This window comes from Hydrogenophaga crocea (assembly GCF_011388215.1).
Classification (GTDB): domain Bacteria; phylum Pseudomonadota; class Gammaproteobacteria; order Burkholderiales; family Burkholderiaceae_C; genus Hydrogenophaga; species Hydrogenophaga crocea.
Genome location: NZ_CP049989.1, coordinates 2,875,884 through 2,894,124 on the forward strand (window position 1 = coordinate 2,875,884; position 18,241 = coordinate 2,894,124).

At 72.8% G+C, this 18,241-nt stretch carries 19 protein-coding genes; 8 read left to right on the forward strand and 11 right to left on the reverse strand.

Going from position 1 to position 18,241, the window contains the following annotated elements:
* The first annotated feature begins 11 nt into the window (after positions 1 to 11).
* Positions 12 to 512, forward strand: a complete 501-nt coding sequence (locus G9Q37_RS13530) for a Dps family protein (RefSeq protein ID WP_166227840.1) — start codon at positions 12 to 14, stop codon at positions 510 to 512.
* 16 nt (positions 513 to 528) lie between these two features.
* Here the strand turns inward: G9Q37_RS13530 and G9Q37_RS13535 are convergent, their stop codons facing one another.
* Positions 529 to 819 (reverse strand): PepSY domain-containing protein, encoded by a 291-nt coding sequence (locus tag G9Q37_RS13535; protein ID WP_166227842.1) that lies wholly within the window; start codon positions 817 to 819, stop codon positions 529 to 531.
* An 87-nt stretch (positions 820 to 906) separates the two neighbouring features.
* On the opposite strand from G9Q37_RS13535, the gene G9Q37_RS13540 reads away from it, so the two are divergent.
* Genes G9Q37_RS13540 through G9Q37_RS13550 form a run of 3 tightly spaced genes read left to right on the forward strand, consistent with a single transcriptional unit; the run spans position 907 to position 3,400 of the window.
* A complete protein-coding gene (locus tag G9Q37_RS13540) occupies positions 907 to 1,308 on the forward strand; it encodes a PepSY domain-containing protein (protein ID WP_166227844.1) in 402 nt (133 codons plus the stop codon).
* Positions 1,309 to 1,316: 8 nt separating this feature from the next.
* A complete protein-coding gene (locus G9Q37_RS13545; RefSeq protein ID WP_166227845.1) occupies positions 1,317 to 1,982 on the forward strand; it encodes a response regulator transcription factor in 666 nt (221 codons plus the stop codon).
* Positions 1,979 to 3,400 (forward strand): sensor histidine kinase, encoded by a 1,422-nt coding sequence (locus G9Q37_RS13550; RefSeq protein WP_166227847.1) that lies wholly within the window; start codon positions 1,979 to 1,981, stop codon positions 3,398 to 3,400. The genes G9Q37_RS13545 and G9Q37_RS13550 overlap by 4 nt, the downstream gene beginning before the upstream one ends.
* On the opposite strand, the gene G9Q37_RS13555 is transcribed toward G9Q37_RS13550, so the two are convergent.
* The gene (locus tag G9Q37_RS13555; protein WP_166227849.1) at positions 3,357 to 4,268 is read right to left on the reverse strand and encodes a DMT family transporter; all 912 of its coding nucleotides are present in this window, start codon (positions 4,266 to 4,268) and stop codon (positions 3,357 to 3,359) included. The genes G9Q37_RS13550 and G9Q37_RS13555 overlap by 44 nt on opposite strands.
* Positions 4,269 to 4,354: 86 nt before the next feature.
* Between G9Q37_RS13555 and G9Q37_RS13560 the strand changes: the two genes are divergently transcribed.
* The 3 genes from G9Q37_RS13560 (at position 4,355) to G9Q37_RS13570 (ending at position 7,685) form a co-directional block, all read left to right on the forward strand.
* On the forward strand, positions 4,355 to 5,218 hold the full coding sequence (locus G9Q37_RS13560; protein WP_166231303.1) for a LysR family transcriptional regulator: 864 nt from the start codon (positions 4,355 to 4,357) through the stop codon (positions 5,216 to 5,218).
* Positions 5,219 to 5,278: 60 nt separating this feature from the next.
* Positions 5,279 to 7,258: a metallophosphoesterase family protein gene (locus tag G9Q37_RS13565; RefSeq protein WP_166227850.1), complete on the forward strand. Its 1,980-nt coding sequence runs from the start codon at positions 5,279 to 5,281 to the stop codon at positions 7,256 to 7,258.
* A gap of 70 nt (positions 7,259 to 7,328) precedes the next feature.
* Positions 7,329 to 7,685, forward strand: a complete 357-nt coding sequence (locus G9Q37_RS13570; RefSeq protein WP_166227852.1) for a hypothetical protein — start codon at positions 7,329 to 7,331, stop codon at positions 7,683 to 7,685.
* A gap of 24 nt (positions 7,686 to 7,709) precedes the next feature.
* On the opposite strand, the gene G9Q37_RS13575 is transcribed toward G9Q37_RS13570, so the two are convergent.
* From G9Q37_RS13575 to G9Q37_RS13605, 7 genes are read right to left on the reverse strand one after another with little or no spacing between them, the layout of a single operon-like run.
* Positions 7,710 to 9,533, reverse strand: coding sequence for a monovalent cation:proton antiporter-2 (CPA2) family protein (locus tag G9Q37_RS13575; protein ID WP_166227854.1), 1,824 nt, complete (start codon positions 9,531 to 9,533; stop codon positions 7,710 to 7,712).
* A 49-nt stretch (positions 9,534 to 9,582) separates the two neighbouring features.
* Positions 9,583 to 10,725 (reverse strand): Gfo/Idh/MocA family protein, encoded by a 1,143-nt coding sequence (locus tag G9Q37_RS13580; RefSeq protein ID WP_166227856.1) that lies wholly within the window; start codon positions 10,723 to 10,725, stop codon positions 9,583 to 9,585.
* Positions 10,722 to 11,780 (reverse strand): sugar phosphate isomerase/epimerase family protein, encoded by a 1,059-nt coding sequence (locus G9Q37_RS13585; RefSeq protein ID WP_166227858.1) that lies wholly within the window; start codon positions 11,778 to 11,780, stop codon positions 10,722 to 10,724. Before G9Q37_RS13585 ends, G9Q37_RS13580 begins: the two co-directional genes overlap by 4 nt.
* A gap of 23 nt (positions 11,781 to 11,803) precedes the next feature.
* On the reverse strand, positions 11,804 to 12,766 hold the full coding sequence (locus tag G9Q37_RS13590; RefSeq protein WP_166227860.1) for a substrate-binding domain-containing protein: 963 nt from the start codon (positions 12,764 to 12,766) through the stop codon (positions 11,804 to 11,806).
* Positions 12,767 to 12,822: 56 nt separating this feature from the next.
* Entirely contained in the window at positions 12,823 to 13,818 is a 996-nt protein-coding gene (locus tag G9Q37_RS13595; RefSeq protein ID WP_166227862.1) for an ABC transporter permease, read from the reverse strand.
* Complete coding sequence (locus tag G9Q37_RS13600) at positions 13,799 to 15,313, reverse strand: sugar ABC transporter ATP-binding protein (RefSeq protein ID WP_240936389.1); 1,515 nt, start codon at positions 15,311 to 15,313, stop codon at positions 13,799 to 13,801. Before G9Q37_RS13600 ends, G9Q37_RS13595 begins: the two co-directional genes overlap by 20 nt.
* A complete protein-coding gene (locus G9Q37_RS13605; protein ID WP_205710649.1) occupies positions 15,310 to 16,506 on the reverse strand; it encodes an ROK family protein in 1,197 nt (398 codons plus the stop codon). Before G9Q37_RS13605 ends, G9Q37_RS13600 begins: the two co-directional genes overlap by 4 nt.
* 176 nt (positions 16,507 to 16,682) lie before the next feature.
* Here G9Q37_RS13605 and G9Q37_RS13610 point away from each other — a divergent pair, with 176 nt between their 5' ends.
* Positions 16,683 to 17,012 (forward strand): YbbN family protein, encoded by a 330-nt coding sequence (locus tag G9Q37_RS13610; protein WP_166227864.1) that lies wholly within the window; start codon positions 16,683 to 16,685, stop codon positions 17,010 to 17,012.
* On the opposite strand, the gene G9Q37_RS13615 is transcribed toward G9Q37_RS13610, so the two are convergent.
* Positions 16,999 to 17,424, reverse strand: a complete 426-nt coding sequence (locus G9Q37_RS13615; protein WP_166227866.1) for a hypothetical protein — start codon at positions 17,422 to 17,424, stop codon at positions 16,999 to 17,001. The two genes, G9Q37_RS13610 and G9Q37_RS13615, sit on opposite strands and share 14 nt — an antisense overlap.
* A 13-nt stretch (positions 17,425 to 17,437) precedes the next feature.
* Positions 17,438 to 18,229 (reverse strand): dioxygenase family protein, encoded by a 792-nt coding sequence (locus G9Q37_RS13620; protein ID WP_166227868.1) that lies wholly within the window; start codon positions 18,227 to 18,229, stop codon positions 17,438 to 17,440.
* Between the last annotated feature and the right edge of the window lie 12 nt (positions 18,230 to 18,241).

The window sequence follows — 18,241 nt, forward strand, 5'->3', positions numbered from 1 at the left end:
CAGGAGATCCCATGAGCAAAAAGACCGCCAAGCCCGTCATGGCCGTGAACATCGGCATCAGCGAGAAAGACCGCGCCGCCATCGCCAAGGGCCTGAGCCACCTGCTGGCCGACACCTACACGCTGTACCTCACCACGCACAACTTCCACTGGAACGTCACCGGCCCGATGTTCAACAGCCTGCACGCCATGTTCATGGCGCAGTACACCGAACTGTGGAACGCGGTCGACCCGATCGCCGAGCGCATCCGCTCGCTGGGCCACGTGGCCCCGGGCAGCTACGCCGAGTTCGCCAAGCTGAGCTCGCTGCCCGACGCACCCGCCACCCCGCCCAAGGCGATGGAGATGGTGGCCATCCTGGCCAAAGGCCACGAAGGCGCGGCGCGCACCGCACGCGCCATGTTCGAGCTGGTCGACAAGGCCAACGACGAACCCACGGCCGACGTGCTGGTGCAGCGCCTCACGGTGCACGAGCAGACGGCCTGGATGCTGCGCTCGCTGCTTGAGGAGTGACGCCCGGGCCGCGCGCTCAGCGGCGATCGCCCTTGCGTGCGCCCTTGTGTTCGGTCTTGAGCACCTCGCCCGAGCGCGCGTCCACCGTGAGCTCCACGCGCTCGCCCTGGGCCGTGTAGGCCTTCACCTCGTAGAGCCGCTCGCTCTCGCGCTCCACCTCGTGGATGTCGCGGTAGCCCTGGCGCTGCAGGGCGTCGGTCACCTGGCCAAAGCCCATGGCGGCCGGGCCGGCGGGCGCGGCCGGGGCCTGGGCCTGGGCCAGTGCGGCCGACAGGATCAGGGGCATGAGCACAAAGGTTTTCTTCATGGTGTTTCCTTTCGGGATCAAGGGGGATGGGCATGGCACCGGGTGGCGCCATGGCCGGCACTGTGCCCGGCGGCGCTTGAACGCCCCATGAACCCGCCGTTCATGCGCCGTTCATGCCGCGCGTGGCACGCTCTGCGCGTGACCGGCCTGTTCCCCGCCCTGCCCCGCCTGCCCGCGCTGCTGCTCGCTGCCGGGCTGGCCCTGCCCGCCGCGGCCCGCGACCAGGACCGCGCGCAGGAAGCGGTGCGCCGCGGCGAGGCCGTGCCGCTGGCGCAGGTCACGGCACACGCGCTGCGCACCTTCGGCGGCCGCGTGATCGAGGTCGAGATCGATGGCAAGGGCCGGCGCATCGAGTACGAGCTCGAACTGCTGCTCGATGACGGCCGCGTGATCGAGCTCACCTACGAAGGCCGCACCGGCAGTCTCACCGAAATCAAGGGCCAGCGGCTCGAAACCCTGTTCGCCCCGCCGCGCCCCGAGCGCCGCTGACACAGCCCATGCGCATCCTGGTCGCCGAGGACGATCCCCGCCTGCTGGTGCAGCTCGACAACGCGCTGCAGGCCGCGGGCTACGCGGTGGACCTGGCCGACAACGGCGTGGACGCCGCGCACCTGGGTCTCACGCGGCCGCCCGACGCGGTGGTGCTCGACCTCGGCCTGCCCGGGCGCGACGGCCTGAGCGTGCTGCGCCACTGGCGCGAGGCCGGCAGCACCGTGCCCGTGCTGGTGCTCACCGCGCGCGGCTCCTGGCAAGACAAGGTGCACGGCATGGACGCGGGCGCCGACGACTACCTCGCCAAGCCCTTCGAGCTCGAAGAGCTGCTCGCGCGCCTGCGTGCGCTGCTGCGGCGCGCGAGCGGCCTGGCCCACCCGGTGCTGCAGCACGGCCCGCTGCGGCTGGACACGCGCACGCGCGCGCTGCAGGTGGACGGCCGCGCGGTCGATCTCACGGCCTTCGAGTACCGGCTGCTCAACACCTTCCTGCACCACCCGGGGCGCGTGCTCTCGCGCGCCGAACTGGTGGAAAAGCTCTACGACGACGCCGGCGAGCGCGACAGCAACACGCTCGACGTCTTCATCGCGCGGCTGCGCCGCAAGCTGCCCGAGGGCAGCATCGCCACCGTGCGCGGCCAGGGCTTCAAGCTCCAGGCGCCTGGCGCATGAGCCGCGCGCCCGTCTCGCTGCAGCGCCGCCTGCAATGGGCCGCCTCGGTGCTGGTGGTGCTGGCGCTGCTGCTCGCGGCGCTGGGCCTGTACCGGCTGTTCCGCGCGCACGCCGAGCGCGAGTTCGACGCGCGCCTGCAGCGCCAGCTCGACGACGTGACCGCCGCGCTGCAGGTGCAGACCGACGCCGAGGGACGCGCCGCGCTGGGCCTGCGCCGCGAACCCGCCGACCCGCTGTTCCGCCAGCCCGCGAGCGGCCTGTACTGGCTCGCGCTGCCCGCGTCGGGCCAGCCGCTGCGCTCGCGCTCGTGGTGGGACAGCGCGCCCGCCTTCACCCCCACCCCGCCCGCGGACGCCCCGGGCGCCGCGCCCTGGGTGCAGACCGCCGATGGCCCGCGCGGCGAGCCGCTGCGCGTGTGGCTGCGCCGCGTGCAGCCCGCGGGCTGGGACGGCGCCGTGGTGCTCGCCGTCGCCAGCGACGCCAGCGCGCTCGAGGCCGCGAGCCGCTCGTTCGCGCGCGGCCTGGGCGCGTCGCTCGCGCTGCTGGCGCTGCTGCTGGTGCTGGCCTCGCACGCCCAGGTGCGGCTGGGCCTGCAACCGCTGCGCCGGCTGCAGGGCGCGCTGGCGGCGCTGCGCGAGCGCCACAGCCCGCGCCTGGACGGCCACCACCCGGCCGAGGTGCAGCCGCTGGTGGACGAGATCAACCGCCTGCTCGGCCAGCGCCAGTCCCTGGTGGACGAGGCCGAGGCCCAGGCCGGCAACCTCGCGCACGCGCTCAAGACGCCGTTGGCCGTGCTGGGCCAGCTCGCGCAGGCCGATGGGCGCGACAGCGGCCTCGGGCCCGAGGCGCGGGCCCTGCTGCGCGAGCAGCTCGACGCCATGGAGCGGCAGATCCACCGCCAGCTCACGCGCTCGCGCGCCGCGGCCTCGGTGCACAGCGGCGGCGCGCGCGCGCCGCTGGCCGACGTGCTGCCCCCGCTGCTGCGCACGCTGTCGCGGCTGCACCCCGACATCGACATCGCGGCCGACGAGGCGCAGGCCCTGCCCGCACCGCGCATCACGCCGCACGACCTGCACGAGGTGCTGGGCAACCTGCTCGACAACGCCGCGCGCCACGCGCGCCGACGCGTGCAGCTCTCGTTGCAGGCCACGGATGGCGGCCTCGCGCTGTGCGTGGACGACGACGGCCCGGGCATCGCGCCCGAGGCGCGCACGCTGGCCCTGCAGCGCGGTGCGCGGCTCGACGAATCGCACCGAGGCAGCGGCCTGGGTCTGGCCATCGTGGCCGACCTGGTCGAGGTGTACGGGGGCCGCTTCGCGCTCGAAGACGGCCCGCTCGGCGGCCTGCGCGCGCGCCTGTGGCTGCCGCTGGCCCTCAGCCCCGCCGCGTCAGCGCCGCCTGCGGCGCCGCCGCGCTGACTGGCCGCGCGCCCCACCACAGCGCCAGCGCCATCAGGCCCACGCCCAGCCATTGCCCGGGCGCGAGCAGCCGCTGGTAGACCAGCGCGTCGCACAGCAGCGTGACCGCGGGGTAGACGAACTGCAGCAGCGCGGTGCGCGCGGTGGCCAGCCGCGCCATGCCGCCATAGATCAGCACATAGGCCAGCCCCGTGTGCAGCACGCCGAGCGCGGCCAGCCAGCCCCAGGCCGGGCCCCAGGCGGGCCAGCCGTTCAGCCACAGCCAGGGCCACAGCACCAGCGCGCCCACCGCGCACTGCCACCAGGCCAGGGCCAGCGGCGGCACCGGGGTGCGCGCGCGCAGCAGCAGGCCCACGGCGGTCTGCGCCACCACGGCCACGCCGCACAGCGCCACCCCCAGCCACGACACCGCGGCCCCGCTGCCCAGCAGGCCGGTGGCCAGCGACAGGCCCAGCAGCGCCAGCAGCACCGCCGCGATGCGCGCGCGCGGCAGCGGCTCGCCCAGCCACCAGGCCCCGGCCACCATGAGGCACAGCGGCTGCACGTGGAACACCACGGTGGCCAGGCCGACCGACAGGTGCTGGATGGCCACGAAGAACACCACCCAGCTCAGCACCACCAGCGCCGCGGCCACGCCCACGCGCAGCGCCGTGCCCGCAGGCAGACGCCAGAGCGGCGTGCGCCGCGTGGCCCGGGCCCACAGCGTGAGCGCAAGCAGGCCGAAGGCGCAGCGGAACCAGGCGGCCGAGGCCGCGTCGCTGCCCGATTCGAGCAGGAACACGCCCAGCGTGCCCAGCAGGGCGCCGCCCGCGGCCATGCGCCAGGCGGCCCGCGTTTCGGCCGCGGCGGGTGAGGAAGAGACTTGCATGGCGCGCACTGTGGGGCTGGCCGGTGGTTTCGAGAAGCGGATAATTCGCAATCCATCCATCCGCTCTTCGAATGACCACTGCCCCCATGCGCGTGCAGGACCTGCAGATCGACTGGCTCAAGTGCTTCGTGGCCGTGATCGACGCGGGCTCGCTCTCGGCCGCCGCGCCCGAGGTGAACCGCTCGCAATCGGCGGTGAGCATGCAGCTGCAAAAGCTCGAGCGCGCGGTGGGCAGGCCCCTGCTGCTGCGCGGCCCGCGCCGGCTCGAACTCACGCCCGACGGCCAGGCCCTGCTCGGCTACGCGCGCCGCCTGCTCGACCTGCACAGCGAGGCCCAGGCCGCGATGCGGCCCGACACGCTCGAAGGCCGTGTGCGCCTGGGCGTGCCCGACGACTACGCCGCGCGCTACCTCACGCCCGTGCTCAAGCGCTTCGCGGCGCGCCACACGGCGGTGCAGATCGACCTCGCCTGCGAACAATCGACCGCGCTGATCCCGCGCGTGCAGCGCGGCGAGCTCGACCTCGCGCTGGTCTCGCGCGACCACGCGCAGCGCGGCACGCTGCTGTTCCACGAGCCCCTGGTGTGGGTGGGCTCGCCACAGTTCGACGTGTGGCGGCGCGACCCGCTGCCGATCGCGGTGTACGAAGACGGCAGCCTCGCGCGGCGGCACGCGCTCACCACGCTGTCGCTGCAGGGGCGGCGGCACCGCGTCGTGTACCACAGCTCCAGCCTGGCGGGCCAGATCGCCGCGGTGGAGAGCGGGCTCGCCGTGGCCGTGCTCACGCAGTGCAGCGCGCCGCCGCAGCTGCAGGTGCTCGGGGCCGAACACGGCCTGGGCCCCATGGCGCCCATGGCCGTGGCGGCCTACCGCAGCCGGGCCTCGCGCGGCTCGGCCGCGGTCGACGGCTTTCACCGCCTGCTGGTTCAGACCCTGCGCCAGGCGGTCTGAAACGGGTATTTACCGCGGCGCAGCAAGGCGACACATTCGCGCGCCACAATCCGCGCCCACATGCTGCCCACGCCCGCCGCCGCTGCCCAAGACCTGCCGCTGGTGCTCGCCGGACCGGTGCTGCGGCGCGTGCAGGCGCGGCGCATCGCCTGGTGGATGGCCTGCACCCGGCCCGTTGTGCTGCGCGTGCGGCTGCAGCACCCCGACGGCCGCACGGCCACCCACGAACCCACGGTGCACACGCTGCGCGTGGGCGAGCGGCTGGTGATCGCGCTGATCGAGCTCGCGCTCGATGAAGACCTGGCCCGTGACGCCCGCACCGGCTACCGATTCGAATTCGCCGATGGCGAGGGCGATGGCGAGGGCGGCTGGACGCCGCACCACGATCCCGCGCTCTGCTACCCCGGCCACGACGGCCCGGGCTTCGTGTTCGCGCCGCGGGTGCGCGCGCTGCTGCACGGCTCGTGCCGCAAGCCGCACCACGCGGGCGGCGGCGACGGCCTGGCGCGCGCCGACGCCCACCTCGAACAGCTGCTGACCGCGCCCGGGCCCGAGGCGCCGCCCTGGCCATCGGCCCTGGTGCTCAGCGGCGACCAGGTGTACTGCGACGACGTGGCCGGCCCCATGCTGCGTGCCATCCACGGCCTGATGCAGCGCCTGGGCCTGCGCGGGGAGCGCATCGCGGGCGCCAACGGCAGCGGCGTGCGCGACACCGCCGACCTGCTCGCGCACCCCGCCACCTACTACCACCGCGAACAACTGCTGCCGCGCACGCCGCGCAGCGAACGCCTGATCGATCTGGTGTTCGAGGGCGTGAAGAAGCCCGTCTTCACCACCGACAACGCGCACAACCACCTGATCACGCTGGGCGAGGTGATCGCCATGTACCTGCTGGTGTGGTCGCCGCTGCCCTGGCAGGGGATGGACCTGTCGCCACCGCCCGGGCTCGACCCCGCCTGCGCCGAGCGCTATGCGCGCGAGAGCGAGGCCATCGCCGCGTTCCGCGAGGGCCTGCCCGCGGTGCGCCGCCTGCTCGCGCACCTGCCCGTGGCCATGGTGTTCGACGACCACGACATCACCGACGACTGGAACCTCAGCCGCGAGTGGGAAGACGTGGCCTACGGGCATGCGTTCTCGCGCCGCGTGATCGGCAACGCGCTCATCGCCTACCTGCTGCAGCAGGCCTGGGGCAACCGGCCCGAGGCCTTTGCGCGCGAGGGGTTGCTCGAACAGGTGCAGGCCGCGCTCGACGAACCCGGCGGCGCGGCGCACGACGCGCTGATCGAGCGGCTGCTGCGCTGGCGCGACTGGCACTACGTGTGGCCCACCACGCCGCCGCTGATGGTGCTCGACAGCCGCACCCACCGCTGGCGCTCCGAGGTCTCGCCGCGCCGGCCCTCGGGCCTGATGGACTGGGAGGCGCTCACCGACCTGCAGCAGGCGCTGCGCGACCACCCCGCGGTGCTGCTCGTGGCCTCGGCGCCGATCTTCGGCGTCAAGCTCATCGAGACCATCCAGCGCGTGTTCAGCTTCTTCGGCCGCCCGCTGATGGTCGATGCCGAGAACTGGATGTCGCACCCCGGCGCGGCCAGCGCCATGCTCAACATCTTCCGCCACCCGCGCACGCCGCAGACCTTCGTGGTGCTCTCGGGCGACGTGCACTACTCCTTCGTGTACGACGTGGAGCTGCGCCCGCGCGGGCGGCGACTGCTGCAGACGCCCGGGCCGCACATCTGGCAGGTCTGCAGCAGCGGCCTGCGCAACACCTTCCCCGACGGCCTGCTCGCGCGGCTCGACCACCTCAACCGCTGGCTGTTCTCCCCGCGCTCGCCGCTCAACCGCTTCACACGCCGCCGCCACATGACCGTCACGCCGCGCAAGCCCGAAGGCACGCCCCCCGGGCGGCGACTGCTCAACGGCTGCGGCGTGGGCCTGCTCGAACTCGACGAACACGGCGCGCCGCAGCGCATCAGCCAGTTGCTGGCCGACGGGCGCACCGTGGTGTTCGTGCCGCGCGAGGACGAGGCGCGCGAAGACTGAAGAGCCGCCCGGCGCGTGAACCGCGTCACAGCCAGGGGCAAGGCTTCTGCGCTATGGTCATTCTTTCATCATGGACAACGCCTTCGACAAGCTCGTCGCCGCCTGTGAGCGCATGCGCCACCTCACGGGCACGCTGGAGACCATCCGCAACCTGCTGATGGCCGACGCGATGACGAGCAGCGAGCACACGCGCGCCGCCATGGGCGACACGCGCGAGACGGCACGCGGCCTGTTCATCCACGCGCTGGGCCTGCGCCAGCGCACCGGCGGCGATCTCGAGGCCGCGGTGCAGCTCATCGCCAACGACGCCGACCCCGACACCGCCGCGCAACGCAACGAGTGGCTGGCCCTGTGCCGCGAGCTCGCGGGCTCGCTCAAGGGCATCGACGAGGTGCTGGGCGACCTGCAGGCGCACTGGGCGCGCTGAGGCGCGCCGGGGACGCGCCCGCGCTCAGCGCGCCGGCCCGGCGTCGGTCGCGGCCACCGGTTCGGCAAAGCCCGGGCAGGCCTGTTCGGGCTCGCCCTGCGGCGGGCGCAGGTTGCCCAGGATCATGGGCCGCCCGGCCACCAGGCCGCCGCCGTTCAACTCCATCTCGAAGCGCTCGGCGTCGCGCTGGCGGATGCGCGCCACCACGGCGTCGGCCTCGGCGGGCGAGGTGCCCAGGGCCAGCATGGCCTCGCGGCCCATGAGCATGGCCGACTCGAAGGTCTCGCGCACCTGCAGGTGCACACCCGCCTTCACGAGGGCGGCCGCGTGCTCGCGGTCGAAGGCGCGCGCGATCACGCGCACGTGCGGGAAGGTGTGGCGGCACGCCTCCACGATTTGCGTGGCGGCGCTGGCGTCGTCCACGCACACCAGCACCACCTGGGCGCGCTCGGCCCCCGCGGCGCGCAGGATGTCGGGCCGCGTGCCGTCACCGTAGTACACCTTGAAGCCGAAGCGCTCGGCTTCGCGCGCGAACTGGGGATCGGCGTCGATGATGGTGATGGTCGCCCCCAGCAGCAGCAGGTTCTGGCTCGCGATCTGGCCCACGCGGCCGAAGCCGATGATCAGCACCTGGCCTTCTTCGTGCTCGGCCATGGGCGCACCGTCGGTGGACAACGCCGCGCGCGGCGCGAAGCGCTGGTGCGCCAGCACCGCCAGTGGCGTGAGCGCCATGGACAGCACCACGATGGCGGTGAGGTTGGCGTTGGTCACCGGGTCGATCACGCGGCCCGCAAGCGCGGCGGCGAACAGCACGAAGGCGAACTCGCCGCCCTGCGCCATCAGCACCGCGCGGTCCAGCGCGTCGGCGTGCGTGCTGCGGGTGAGCCGCGCCACCGCGTAAATGCCCAGCGCCTTCACCAGCATGAGCGCGAGCACGCCGGCCACGATCAGCGGCCAGTGGCGCGCCACGGCGCCGAGGTCGAGCGACATGCCCACGCCCAGGAAGAACAGGCCCAGCAGCAGGCCGCGGAAGGGCTCGATGTCGGCCTCGAGCTGGTGGCGGAAGGTCGATTCGGACAGCAGCACGCCCGCGAGGAAGGCGCCCATGGCCATGGACAGGCCGCCCACCTGCATGAGCAGCGCCGCGCCCAGCACCACCAGCAGCGCGGCCGCGGTCATGACCTCGCGCGCGTGCGCCTTGGCCAGCACCTCGAACAGCGGGTTGAGCAGCCACAGGCCCACGGCCACGAGCAGGGCCAGCGCGCCCGCACCGATGCCGATGGCCACCCAGCGCGACGCGCCTTCGGCCCCGGCGGCGGCGGCCTCGGGCGACATCAGCGCCACGATCGCGAGCAGCGGCACAATCAGCAGGTCTTCGAACAGCAGCACCGACACGATCTTCTGCCCGCGCACGGTGGCGATCTCGCCGCGCTCGCCGAGCAGCTGCATCACGATCGCGGTGGACGTGAGCACGAAGCCCATGGCGCCGATGAACGCCACCGGCCACGAAAAGCCGAAGGCCATGCCCACCAGCGTGAGCGCCGCACCGCACACGGCCACCTGCAGGCTGCCCAGCCCGAAGATCGCGCGCCGCAAGGCCCACAGGTGCGAGGGCTGCATCTCCAGGCCGATGACGAACAGGAACATCACCACGCCGAGTTCGGCGGTGTGCAGGATGGTCTGCGGGTTGCTGAACAGGCCGAGCCCGAAGGGCCCGATGGCCAGGCCCGCCGCGAGGTAGCCGAGCACCGAGCCCAGGCCCAGGCGCTTGAACAGTGGCACGGCGACCACGGCCGCCCCGAGCAGCGTGACGACCGGAATCAGCTCGGAACTGGCTTCAGCGGCCATGGCGCGCTCCTGTATTGCGGAGCGGCGATTCTGGCATTGCCGCCCGGGCTCAGCGCGCCGGCCGCACCCAGCGCATGCCCTCGCGGTGGCTGCGCAGCACGGCCTCGACGAAGGCCATGCCGTCCAGGCCGTCGTCCAGGCCGGGCAGTTGCACGCCGGCCTCGCCGCGCCAGGCGCGCGCGAAGTCGCGGTAGAGCTGGGCGAAGGCCTCGAGGTAGCCCTCGGGGTGGCCGGCCGGGATGCGGTGCGCCTGCGCGAGGCCGCCGGGCGCGGACGGCACGCCGCGGTACAGGCACTGCGAGGGCTGGCCGGGCCGCGTGAGCCACAGTTCCTCGGGCCGCTCCTGGTCGAACTGCAGCGAGCCGGTGCTGCCGTAGACGCGCAGGCGCAGGCCGTTGCGGCTGCCGCTGGCGACCTGGCTGGCCCACAGCAGGCCGCGCGCGCCGCCTTCGTAGCGCAGCATCACCTGCACGTGGTCGTCGAGCGCGCGGCCGGGCACGAAGGTGCTGAGCTCGGCCGCAAGCTCGTGCAGCTTCAGGCCCGTCACGTAGCCCGCCAGGTGGTAGGCGTGGGTGCCGATGTCGCCCAGCGCGCCGGCGGGGCCGGCCTGCCGCGGGTCGTTGCGCCAGGCGGCCTGCTTGTGGCCCTGTTGCTCGATCGGCTCGCCCAGCCAGTCCTGCACGTACTCGACCTGCACGATGCGAACCTCGCCGATCGCGCCCTGCGCCACCAGCTCGCGCGCCTGGCGCACCATGGGGTAGCCGCTGTAGGTGTGCGTGAGCAGGAACAGCAGGCCGCGTTCGCGCACGCGCTGTGCGAGCGCCTCGGCCTCGGCCAGCGAGGTGGCGATCGGTTTGTCGCAAATGACGTGGATGCCCTGCTCGGCGAAGGCCAGCGCCACCGGGACGTGCAGGTGGTTGGGCGTGACGATGGCCACGGCGTCGATGCCGTCGGAACGCCGCGCCTCGGCGCGTGCCATCTCGGCGTAGTCGGCGTAGCTGCGATCGTGCGCAATGTGCAGCCCGGCCGCGCTCGCGTGCGCGCGCCCGGGCGTGGACGACAGCGCGCCCGCCACGAGCTCGAACTGGTCGTCGAGCCGGGCCGCGGCGCGGTGCGCGGCGCCGATGAAGCTGCCCTCGCCCCCGCCCACCATGCCCAGGCGGATGCGCCGGGTGCTGCGGTCCTCGCTCATCGCGACAGACCCAGCAGCGCGGCCAGCGTGGCCGCATCGCCCGCGCTCGCGGCGAAGTCGTCGAAGGCGCGGTCGGCCACGCGGATGATGTGCTCGCGGATGAAGGCAGCGCCTTCGCGCGCGCCGTCCTCCGGGTGCTTGAGGCAGCACTCCCATTCGAGCACGGCCCAGCCCGCGTAGCCGTGCTGCGTGAGCCTGGAGAAGATGGCCTTGAAATCGACCTGGCCGTCGCCGAGCGAACGGAAGCGGCCCGCGCGGTCGACCCAGTTCGCGTAGCCGCCGTAGACACCCTGCTTGCCGTTGGGGCGGAACTCGGCGTCTTTCACGTGGAAGGCGCGGATGCGCTCGTGGTAGTGGTCGATGAAGGCCAGGTAATCGAGCTGCTGCAGCACGAAGTGGCTGGGGTCGTAGAGGATGTTGGCGCGCGGGTGCTGGCCGACCGCATCGAGGAAGCGCTCGAACGTGAGGCCGTCGTGCAGGTCTTCGCCGGGGTGCAGCTCGTAGCACACGTCCACGCCCGCGTCGTCGAAGGCGTCGAGCACCGGGCGCCAGCGCCGCGCGAGCTCGGCGAAGGCCGCGTCGACCAGGCCGGGCGGGCGCTGCGGCCAGGGGTAGAGGTAGGGCCAGGCCAGCGCGCCCGAGAACGAGGCGTGCGCTTTCAGGCCCAGCCGCTGCGAGGCCCGGGCCGCGAGCAGCAGCTGTGCGTGCGCCCAGGCGGTGCGCGCGGCCGGGTTGCCGCGCACGTGGGGCGCGGCGAAGGCGTCGAACTGCAGGTCGTACGCGGGGTGCACGCACAGCAGCTGGCCCTGCAGGTGGGTGGACAGCTCGGTGAGCTGCAGGCCGTGGTCGGCGAGCAGGCCCTTCACTTCGTCGCAGTACGCGTCGCTGGTGGCGGCGCGTTCGAGGTCGAAGATGCGCGCATCGCTGGTGGGCATCTGCAGCCCCTTGTAGCCCAGCGAAGCGGCCCAGCGCGCCAGCCCGTCGAGCGTGTCGAAGGGCGCGGCGTCGCCGATGAACTGGGCCAGGAAGATCCCGGGTCCCTGGATCGTTTTCATGCGGGTCCTCCTGGCGCTTGCGTTCAGAACGGCGAATCGGGGAAGTAGAAGTCCTTGGCGTTCTCTTTGGTGATGAGCACCGAGGGCACGATGGTCGAGGCCGGCAGCTTCTGGCCCTTCTGGCGCGCCAGCGCGGTCATCTTGATCGCCTCGTAGAGGAACTTGGGCGAATACGACACGTTGGCCTGGATCAGCGGGTTGCTGCCGTCCATGAGCGTCTTCACCATGGCCTTGGCGCCGGCGCCGCCGAAGACGATCTTGATGTCCTTGCGCTTGGCCTGCTCGATCGCGCGCAGCACGCCGAAGGCCATGTCGTCGTCGGCCGCCCACACGGCGTCGATCTCCTTGAAGCGCGTGAGGAAGTCCTGCATCACCTTGAAGGCGTCGTCGCGGTTCCAGTTGCCGTGCTTGGCGTCGAGCACCTTGATGCCCGGGTGGTTCTTCATCACCGACATGAACGCGTCCATGCGCTCGTTGTCGATGGTGGTGGGGATGCCGCGCAGCGCCACGATGTTGCCCTTGCCGTTGAGGGCCTTGGCCAGGTACTCGGCCGGCACCTTGCCGAAGGCGGTGTTGTCGCCCGACACATAGGCGTCCTGCGCGCTGGTGTCGGTGAGGCCGCGGTCGACCACGGTGACGTACACGCCCTTGGCCTTGACCTGTTGCACCGGGCGCGTGAGCGCGGCCGACTCGAAGGGCAGGATCACCAGCGAATCGATCTTGGTCGCGGTGACCAGGTCCTGCAGCTGGTTGGCCTGCTCGGGCGCGCCGCTGGCGGTCTTGATGGTGACCTTGATGTTCGGGTCCTTCTCGAGCTCTTTCTTGGCCTCGTTGGCCCAGTACACCAGGCCGGCGGCGAAGCTGTGGGTGGCGGCCGGGATGGCCACGCCCAGGTTCACCTTGTTCTGGGCCTGTGCCAGCAGGGGGCTGGCCAGGCCGATGGCGGCCACGGCGGCCAGCGCGTGCAGTCGGATGCGGTGCTTCATGCTTGTCTCCTTGAGGGGTGGTGGTGCGGACGGAAAACGAGGCTCCTGCGTCGAGCCTAGGGACGCCGCCGCTGCATGAATGCGACGGCGATGATCACGAACCCCTGCACCGCCGCGTTGAGGTACACGCTGATGATGCTGGTGAGGTTGAGGATGTTGCTGATGACCGAGAGCAGGATGGCGCCGACCACGGTGCCGCCGATGCTGCCGGCGCCGCCGCGCAGCGCGGTGCCGCCCACGATCACCGCGGCGATGGCCTCGAGCTCCCAGAGCAGGCCGGTGGTGGGCGAGGCCGAGCCCAGGCGCGGCACGTAAAGCAGCGTGGCGATGCCCACGCACACGCCGAGCAGGGTGTAGGTGAGCACCTTGGTGCGGTCGACGTCGACCGCGGCGTAGCGCGCCACCTGCTCGTTCGAGCCGATGGCCTGCACGTAGCGCCCGTAGGCCGTGCGCTTGAGCAGCAGTGCCCCGGCGATGGCCACGAGCGCGAACACCCACACCGGGATCGGCACGCCGAGCAGGCTGCCGTAGTAGACCGGGCCGTAGGCGTCGGCCAGGGTGTTGTCGAGCGCGAGCGCGCCGCCGTCGGCGAAGTAGGTGAGGTAGGCGCGGAAGATGCCCAGCGTGCCGAGCGTGACGATGAAGGGCTCGATGCGTCCGCGCGTGATGAGCAGCCCGTGCGCCAGGCCGAACAGCGCGCCCAGCAGCACCGCGGTGGCCATGCCCGCCACCACCACCGCCGCGGGCGGCCAGCCCAGCGGCGCGAGCTTGTTCATCAGCAGGATGGTCACGCCCGCGATCAGCGCGGCCATGGAACCCACCGAGAGGTCGATGCCGCCCGAGATGATCACGAAGCACATGCCCACGGCGATGATGCCGATGAAGGCGGTGCGCGTGAGCACGTTGAGCGCGTTGTCGGTGGTGGCGAATTCGCGGTTGAGCAGCGTGCCCGCGATGCACAGCAACAGCAGGCCCAGCAACGGCCCCAGCGGGGGCAGGCGCCAGCGGCGGGTGGCGGCCGGGGCGGGCGCGTCAGTGCGTTCCGGTGGCATGGGCGATCAGCTCCTGTTCGTTGAGTTGCGCGGCCGACAGCGTGGCCTGCAGCCGGCCCGCGCGCATCACCGCGACGCGGTGGCACAGGCCGATGAGTTCCATGAGTTCGGACGACACCACCACCACCGCGCGGCCTTCGTCGGCCAGGCGGCGGATCAGCGCGTAGATCTCGCGCTTGGCGCCGATGTCCACGCCGCGCGTGGGCTCGTCGAGCACCACCACGCGCGGTTCGGGGTGCAGCACGCGCGCGAGCGCGAGCTTTTGCTGGTTGCCGCCCGACAGCGAGCCCGCGGGCACCTCGAGCGAACCGCAGCGGATGCCGAAATCGCGCACCGCCTGCTGCAGCGCGCCGTGCTCGCTGGCGGGCCGCAGCCAGGGCCGCGCGTGGCGGTGCAAGGCCATGAGCGTGAGGTTCTCGCGCAGGCCCAGGCGCACATGCAGGCCGCGGCCCTTGCGGTCTTCGCTGAGGTAGGTGAGGCCGGCCTCGGCCGCTTCGCGCGGCGAGCGGGGCAGCAGCGCGCGGCCGGCGATCTGCACCGCGTCGGCGCGGCGCGGGCGCAGGCCCAGCAGGCCTTCGAACAGCTCGGTGCGGCCCGCGCCCACCAGGCCCGCGAAACCGAACACCTCGCCCGCGCGCACCTCGAAGTCCACGCCCTCGGCCCAGCCGGGCACGCTCAGGCCGCGCACCGACAGCAGCACCGGCGCGCCCTCGGGCACGGGGGGGCGTGGCGGGTACAGGTCGGCGAGCTCGCGGCCTACCATCAGGTTCGCCATCTGCGCGCGCGTGAGCGAGGCCGTGGGCTGCTGCGCCACCACGCGGCCGTCGCGCATCACCACCACGGTCTCTGTGGCGCGCTCGACCTCGTCGAGCTTGTGCGAGATGAAGACGATGCACACGCCCTCGGCCTTGAGCCGCGCCACCAGCGCGAACAGCCGGCCGGTCTCGGCGGGCGTGAGCGTGGCCGTGGGTTCGTCCATCACGAGCACGCGCGCCTGGCGCGACAGCGCCTTCGCGATCTCCACCAGCTGGCGCTCGGCCACGATGAGTTCGCGCACCCGCGTGTCGGGGTCCACCTGGGGCAGGCCGACCTCGTCGAGCACGCGGCGCGCGGTGGCGCGCATGGCGGCGTCGTCGAGCCAGAGGCCGCGGCGCGGCTCGTGACCCAGAAAGATGTTCTGCGCCACCGTGAGGTCTTCGGCGAGGTTGAACTCCTGGTGGATCAGCACGATGCCCTGAGCCTCGGCAGCGCGCGGCCCGTCGAAGGCCACGGTGCGCCCATTCACCGCCAGGCTGCCCTCGCTCGGCGCCTCGTAGCCCGCAAGGATCTTCATGAGCGTGGACTTGCCCGCGCCGTTCTCGCCCAGCAGGCCGTAGACGTGGCCGGGCTCGAACGCCAGATCGACCCCGTGCAGCACCTGCACCGGTCCGAAGCGCTTGACGATGCCGCGCAGCGACACCTGCACGCGCCCGGTCGCCGGCGCGCCGGCGCTCACGCGACCTCCAGGCGGCGCAGGCTTTCCTGCATGGCGAGCACCGCCGCGCCGATCAGGCCGGCGCGTTCGCCCAGCGGCGTGTACTGGATCTCGAGGTGGCGGGTGGAAAGCGCGAGCGAGCGCTGGTACACGCTCTGGCGCACCGCCGCGAGAAACAGCGGCCCCACGCGCGTGATGCCACCGCCGATGAACACGTGCGAGGGGTTGAAGAAGTTCACCACCGAGGCGAGCATCTGCCCCACGTGCGCGCCCGCGCGCTGCACCGCCTGGGTGGCCGCCATGTCACCCGCGCGGCAGGCCTCGGCCACGTCCTGCAGGCGCAGCGCGCCGCGCTCGGCGATGAGCCGCGCCAGGCGGGGGCTCTGCCCGGCCTCGGCGGCTTCGGTGGCCATGCGCGCGATGGCCGGGCCCGCGGCCATGGCCTCGACGCAGCCCAGGTTGCCGCAGTGGCAGCGCGGGCCCTCGGGCACCACGCAGATGTGGCCCACATCGCCGGCCGAGCCGTTCGCGCCGCGGTAGACCTGCCCATGGCAGACCACGCCGCAACCGATGCCCGTGCCCACCTTGACCACGAGGAAGTTCTGCAGACCGCGCTGCATGCGCCACAGCTCGCCCAGCGCCATCACGTTGACGTCGTTGTCCACGAAAACCGGCGCGCTGAAGTCGGTGGCGATGTCGTCGCGGATGGAATAGGCGTCCCAGGCGGGCATGAGCGGCGGGTTCACGAGCTGGCCGCTGTCGAAATCGACCGGGCCCGGCAGACCGATGCCGATGGCGATCACCTGGCGCGGCGGCACGCCGCAGCGGGCCAGCAGCTCGCGCATGAGGGTGCGGATGCGCGCGAGCATGGGCACGGGGCCATCGCGCACGTCGGCGGGCTCGCTGTGGTGGGCCAGCAGCGCCAGGTCGGGGCTCAGGACGCCGACCTCCAGCCCGGTGGCGCCGACGGCAACGCCGATCAGCACGCCCAGGCTGCGGCTCAGGCGCAGGGTTTCGGCGCGGCGGCCACCGGTGCTCATCTGCTCGCCGGTCTGCTCGAGCAGGCCCTGTTCGAGCAGCTCGGCCACGGCGGCATTCGCGCGGGTCTTGGAAAACGACGAGGCCGCGGCGAGCGCGTCGCGCGAAATGCCGCTGGCCCAGAACACGTGGTCCAGCAGCGTCTTCTCGCCGGTTTTGAGGCCTTTCAGGGTCACGCTTGTCTCCTCTGCCGGGCTCTGCGGCCGGGCATTGCGGGGGATGCTAGAAGGTCGATTTCGACCCGAACAGATCAAACTTCGACCCATTCCGGTTCAAAGCAGGGACCAGCTTAAACCCGGGGCAGCCACGGCCCGGTGGAACCCGCCCGCCCCGGCGCCACTCTCTGCCAGGCATGAACACCCCCACCCTTCCCGCCGATGTGCACGTGCTCGTGCTGTGCGCCGACTGGTGCACGCAGTGCCGCGCCTTCACCGCCGTGGCCGACACGCTGGCCGGCCCGCGGCTGCGCTGGGTGGACATCGAGGACGCGGGGCTCGACGCCGACGAACTCGGCATCACCGCCTTCCCGAGCGTGGCGGTCTTGCGGCCCGCCGGGGTGCTGCGCTACCTCGGGCCGGTGCGCGCGGACCGCGAGGGTTTTCTGGCCCAGGTGGCGCAACTCAGCCGGCTCGACGAACGCGCCCCGCCCGCGGCGCTGCGGCCGCTGCTCAGCCCAGGCTGAGGCCGCTGTAGCGCCCGTGGTGCAGCAGCTCGCGCAGCCACACCAGGCGCGCGGCCGAGGCGATGTCGGTCGGCACCTGGCGGCCGGCCACCACGCTGCCCTGGGCGTGGTCGGCGAGCGCCGAGAACGCGCGCTCCACGGCATCGAGGTCGAGCGTGGCCTGGCCGGGCGCGATGGCCTCGAACAGGCTGGCCACGGCCATGTCCTGCAGCGCCAGCGGGCCACCGGCCCCGGGCAGGGGGCCCGCGGCCATGATCGCCTCTTCGACGTGCTCGATCGCGCGCTCGATCCCGAGCGCCGTGACGCGCCCGCCCGGAAAGTTGTGCGCCGCGAGCACCGCGTAGCCCGGCGTCAGCGCGGGCGCGTCGCCCACGCGGGTGGCCCGGGGTTCGAGACGCAGTGGCGTGCCCATGGCAGGCGCGCCCTCAGGCGCTCTCCACGGCGCCGAACACGTAGCCGTCCATGGCGAGCACACCGTGTTCGATGCCGCCTTCGATCACGCTCACCGCGCGCTGCGGCGCGGCCGCGCCCGCGGCCACGAGCAAAGGCAGGAAGTGCTCGGTGGTGGGGTGGGCGCGCTGCGCATGCGGCGCGCGCGAGAGCGTGTGCAGCAGGCGCTCGTCGTCGCGCTGCAGCACGGCTTCGCGCACCCAGTCGCTGAACTCGCGCGCATAGGCGGCCTCGCGCGGATCGCCGGCGCGGAATTCGTAGAGGTTGTGCGTGAGGCTGCCGCTGCCCACGATGAGCACGCCTTCGTCGGCCAGCGGCGCGAGCGCCTGGCCCAGGGCCCAGGCGCTGGCGCTGTCCAGCCGCGCGGGCAGCGAGACCTGGAACACCGGCACATCGGCCTCGGGGTAGAGGTGCATCAACGGCACCCAGGCGCCGTGGTCGAGGCCGCGCTGCGCGTCGCTGCGGGGCGACCAGCCGGCCGCGACAAGCAGATCGAACGCCCGCTGGGCCTCGGCGGGCGCGCCGCTCACCGGGTATTGCAGGCGGTAGAGCGCGGCCGGAAAACCGCCGAAGTCGTGCACGGTCTCGGGCCGGCTGGCGGTGCCCACCAGGGGCACGGTGCTCATCCAGTGTGGCGAGACGACCAGCACGGCGCGCGGGCGTGGCAGCGCGCGGCCCAGGGCCGCGAGCGCAGGGCCGGCGCGGCCCGGTTCGAGCGCAAAGGTGGGCGCGCCGTGGGAGATGAAGACGGTGGGCAGGCGGTTCATGCGGGGCTCCTG

Bases quoted from the DNA above. Each gene is read 5' to 3' on its own strand.
- G9Q37_RS13530 (WP_166227840.1), top strand. From the start codon at position 12: ATGAGCAAAAAGACCGCCAAGCCCGTCATGGCCGTGAACATCGGCATC.
- G9Q37_RS13535 (WP_166227842.1), bottom strand. From the start codon at position 819: ATGAAGAAAACCTTTGTGCTCATGCCCCTGATCCTGTCGGCCGCACTG.
- G9Q37_RS13540 (WP_166227844.1), top strand. From the start codon at position 907: ATGAACCCGCCGTTCATGCGCCGTTCATGCCGCGCGTGGCACGCTCTG.
- G9Q37_RS13545 (WP_166227845.1), top strand. From the start codon at position 1,317: ATGCGCATCCTGGTCGCCGAGGACGATCCCCGCCTGCTGGTGCAGCTC.
- G9Q37_RS13550 (WP_166227847.1), top strand. From the start codon at position 1,979: ATGAGCCGCGCGCCCGTCTCGCTGCAGCGCCGCCTGCAATGGGCCGCC.
- G9Q37_RS13555 (WP_166227849.1), bottom strand. From the start codon at position 4,268: ATGCAAGTCTCTTCCTCACCCGCCGCGGCCGAAACGCGGGCCGCCTGG.
- G9Q37_RS13560 (WP_166231303.1), top strand. From the start codon at position 4,355: ATGCGCGTGCAGGACCTGCAGATCGACTGGCTCAAGTGCTTCGTGGCC.
- G9Q37_RS13565 (WP_166227850.1), top strand. From the start codon at position 5,279: ATGCTGCCCACGCCCGCCGCCGCTGCCCAAGACCTGCCGCTGGTGCTC.
- G9Q37_RS13570 (WP_166227852.1), top strand. From the start codon at position 7,329: ATGGACAACGCCTTCGACAAGCTCGTCGCCGCCTGTGAGCGCATGCGC.
- G9Q37_RS13575 (WP_166227854.1), bottom strand. From the start codon at position 9,533: ATGGCCGCTGAAGCCAGTTCCGAGCTGATTCCGGTCGTCACGCTGCTC.
- G9Q37_RS13580 (WP_166227856.1), bottom strand. From the start codon at position 10,725: ATGAGCGAGGACCGCAGCACCCGGCGCATCCGCCTGGGCATGGTGGGC.
- G9Q37_RS13585 (WP_166227858.1), bottom strand. From the start codon at position 11,780: ATGAAAACGATCCAGGGACCCGGGATCTTCCTGGCCCAGTTCATCGGC.
- G9Q37_RS13590 (WP_166227860.1), bottom strand. From the start codon at position 12,766: ATGAAGCACCGCATCCGACTGCACGCGCTGGCCGCCGTGGCCGCCATC.
- G9Q37_RS13595 (WP_166227862.1), bottom strand. From the start codon at position 13,818: ATGCCACCGGAACGCACTGACGCGCCCGCCCCGGCCGCCACCCGCCGC.
- G9Q37_RS13610 (WP_166227864.1), top strand. From the start codon at position 16,683: ATGAACACCCCCACCCTTCCCGCCGATGTGCACGTGCTCGTGCTGTGC.
- G9Q37_RS13615 (WP_166227866.1), bottom strand. From the start codon at position 17,424: ATGGGCACGCCACTGCGTCTCGAACCCCGGGCCACCCGCGTGGGCGAC.
- G9Q37_RS13620 (WP_166227868.1), bottom strand. From the start codon at position 18,229: ATGAACCGCCTGCCCACCGTCTTCATCTCCCACGGCGCGCCCACCTTT.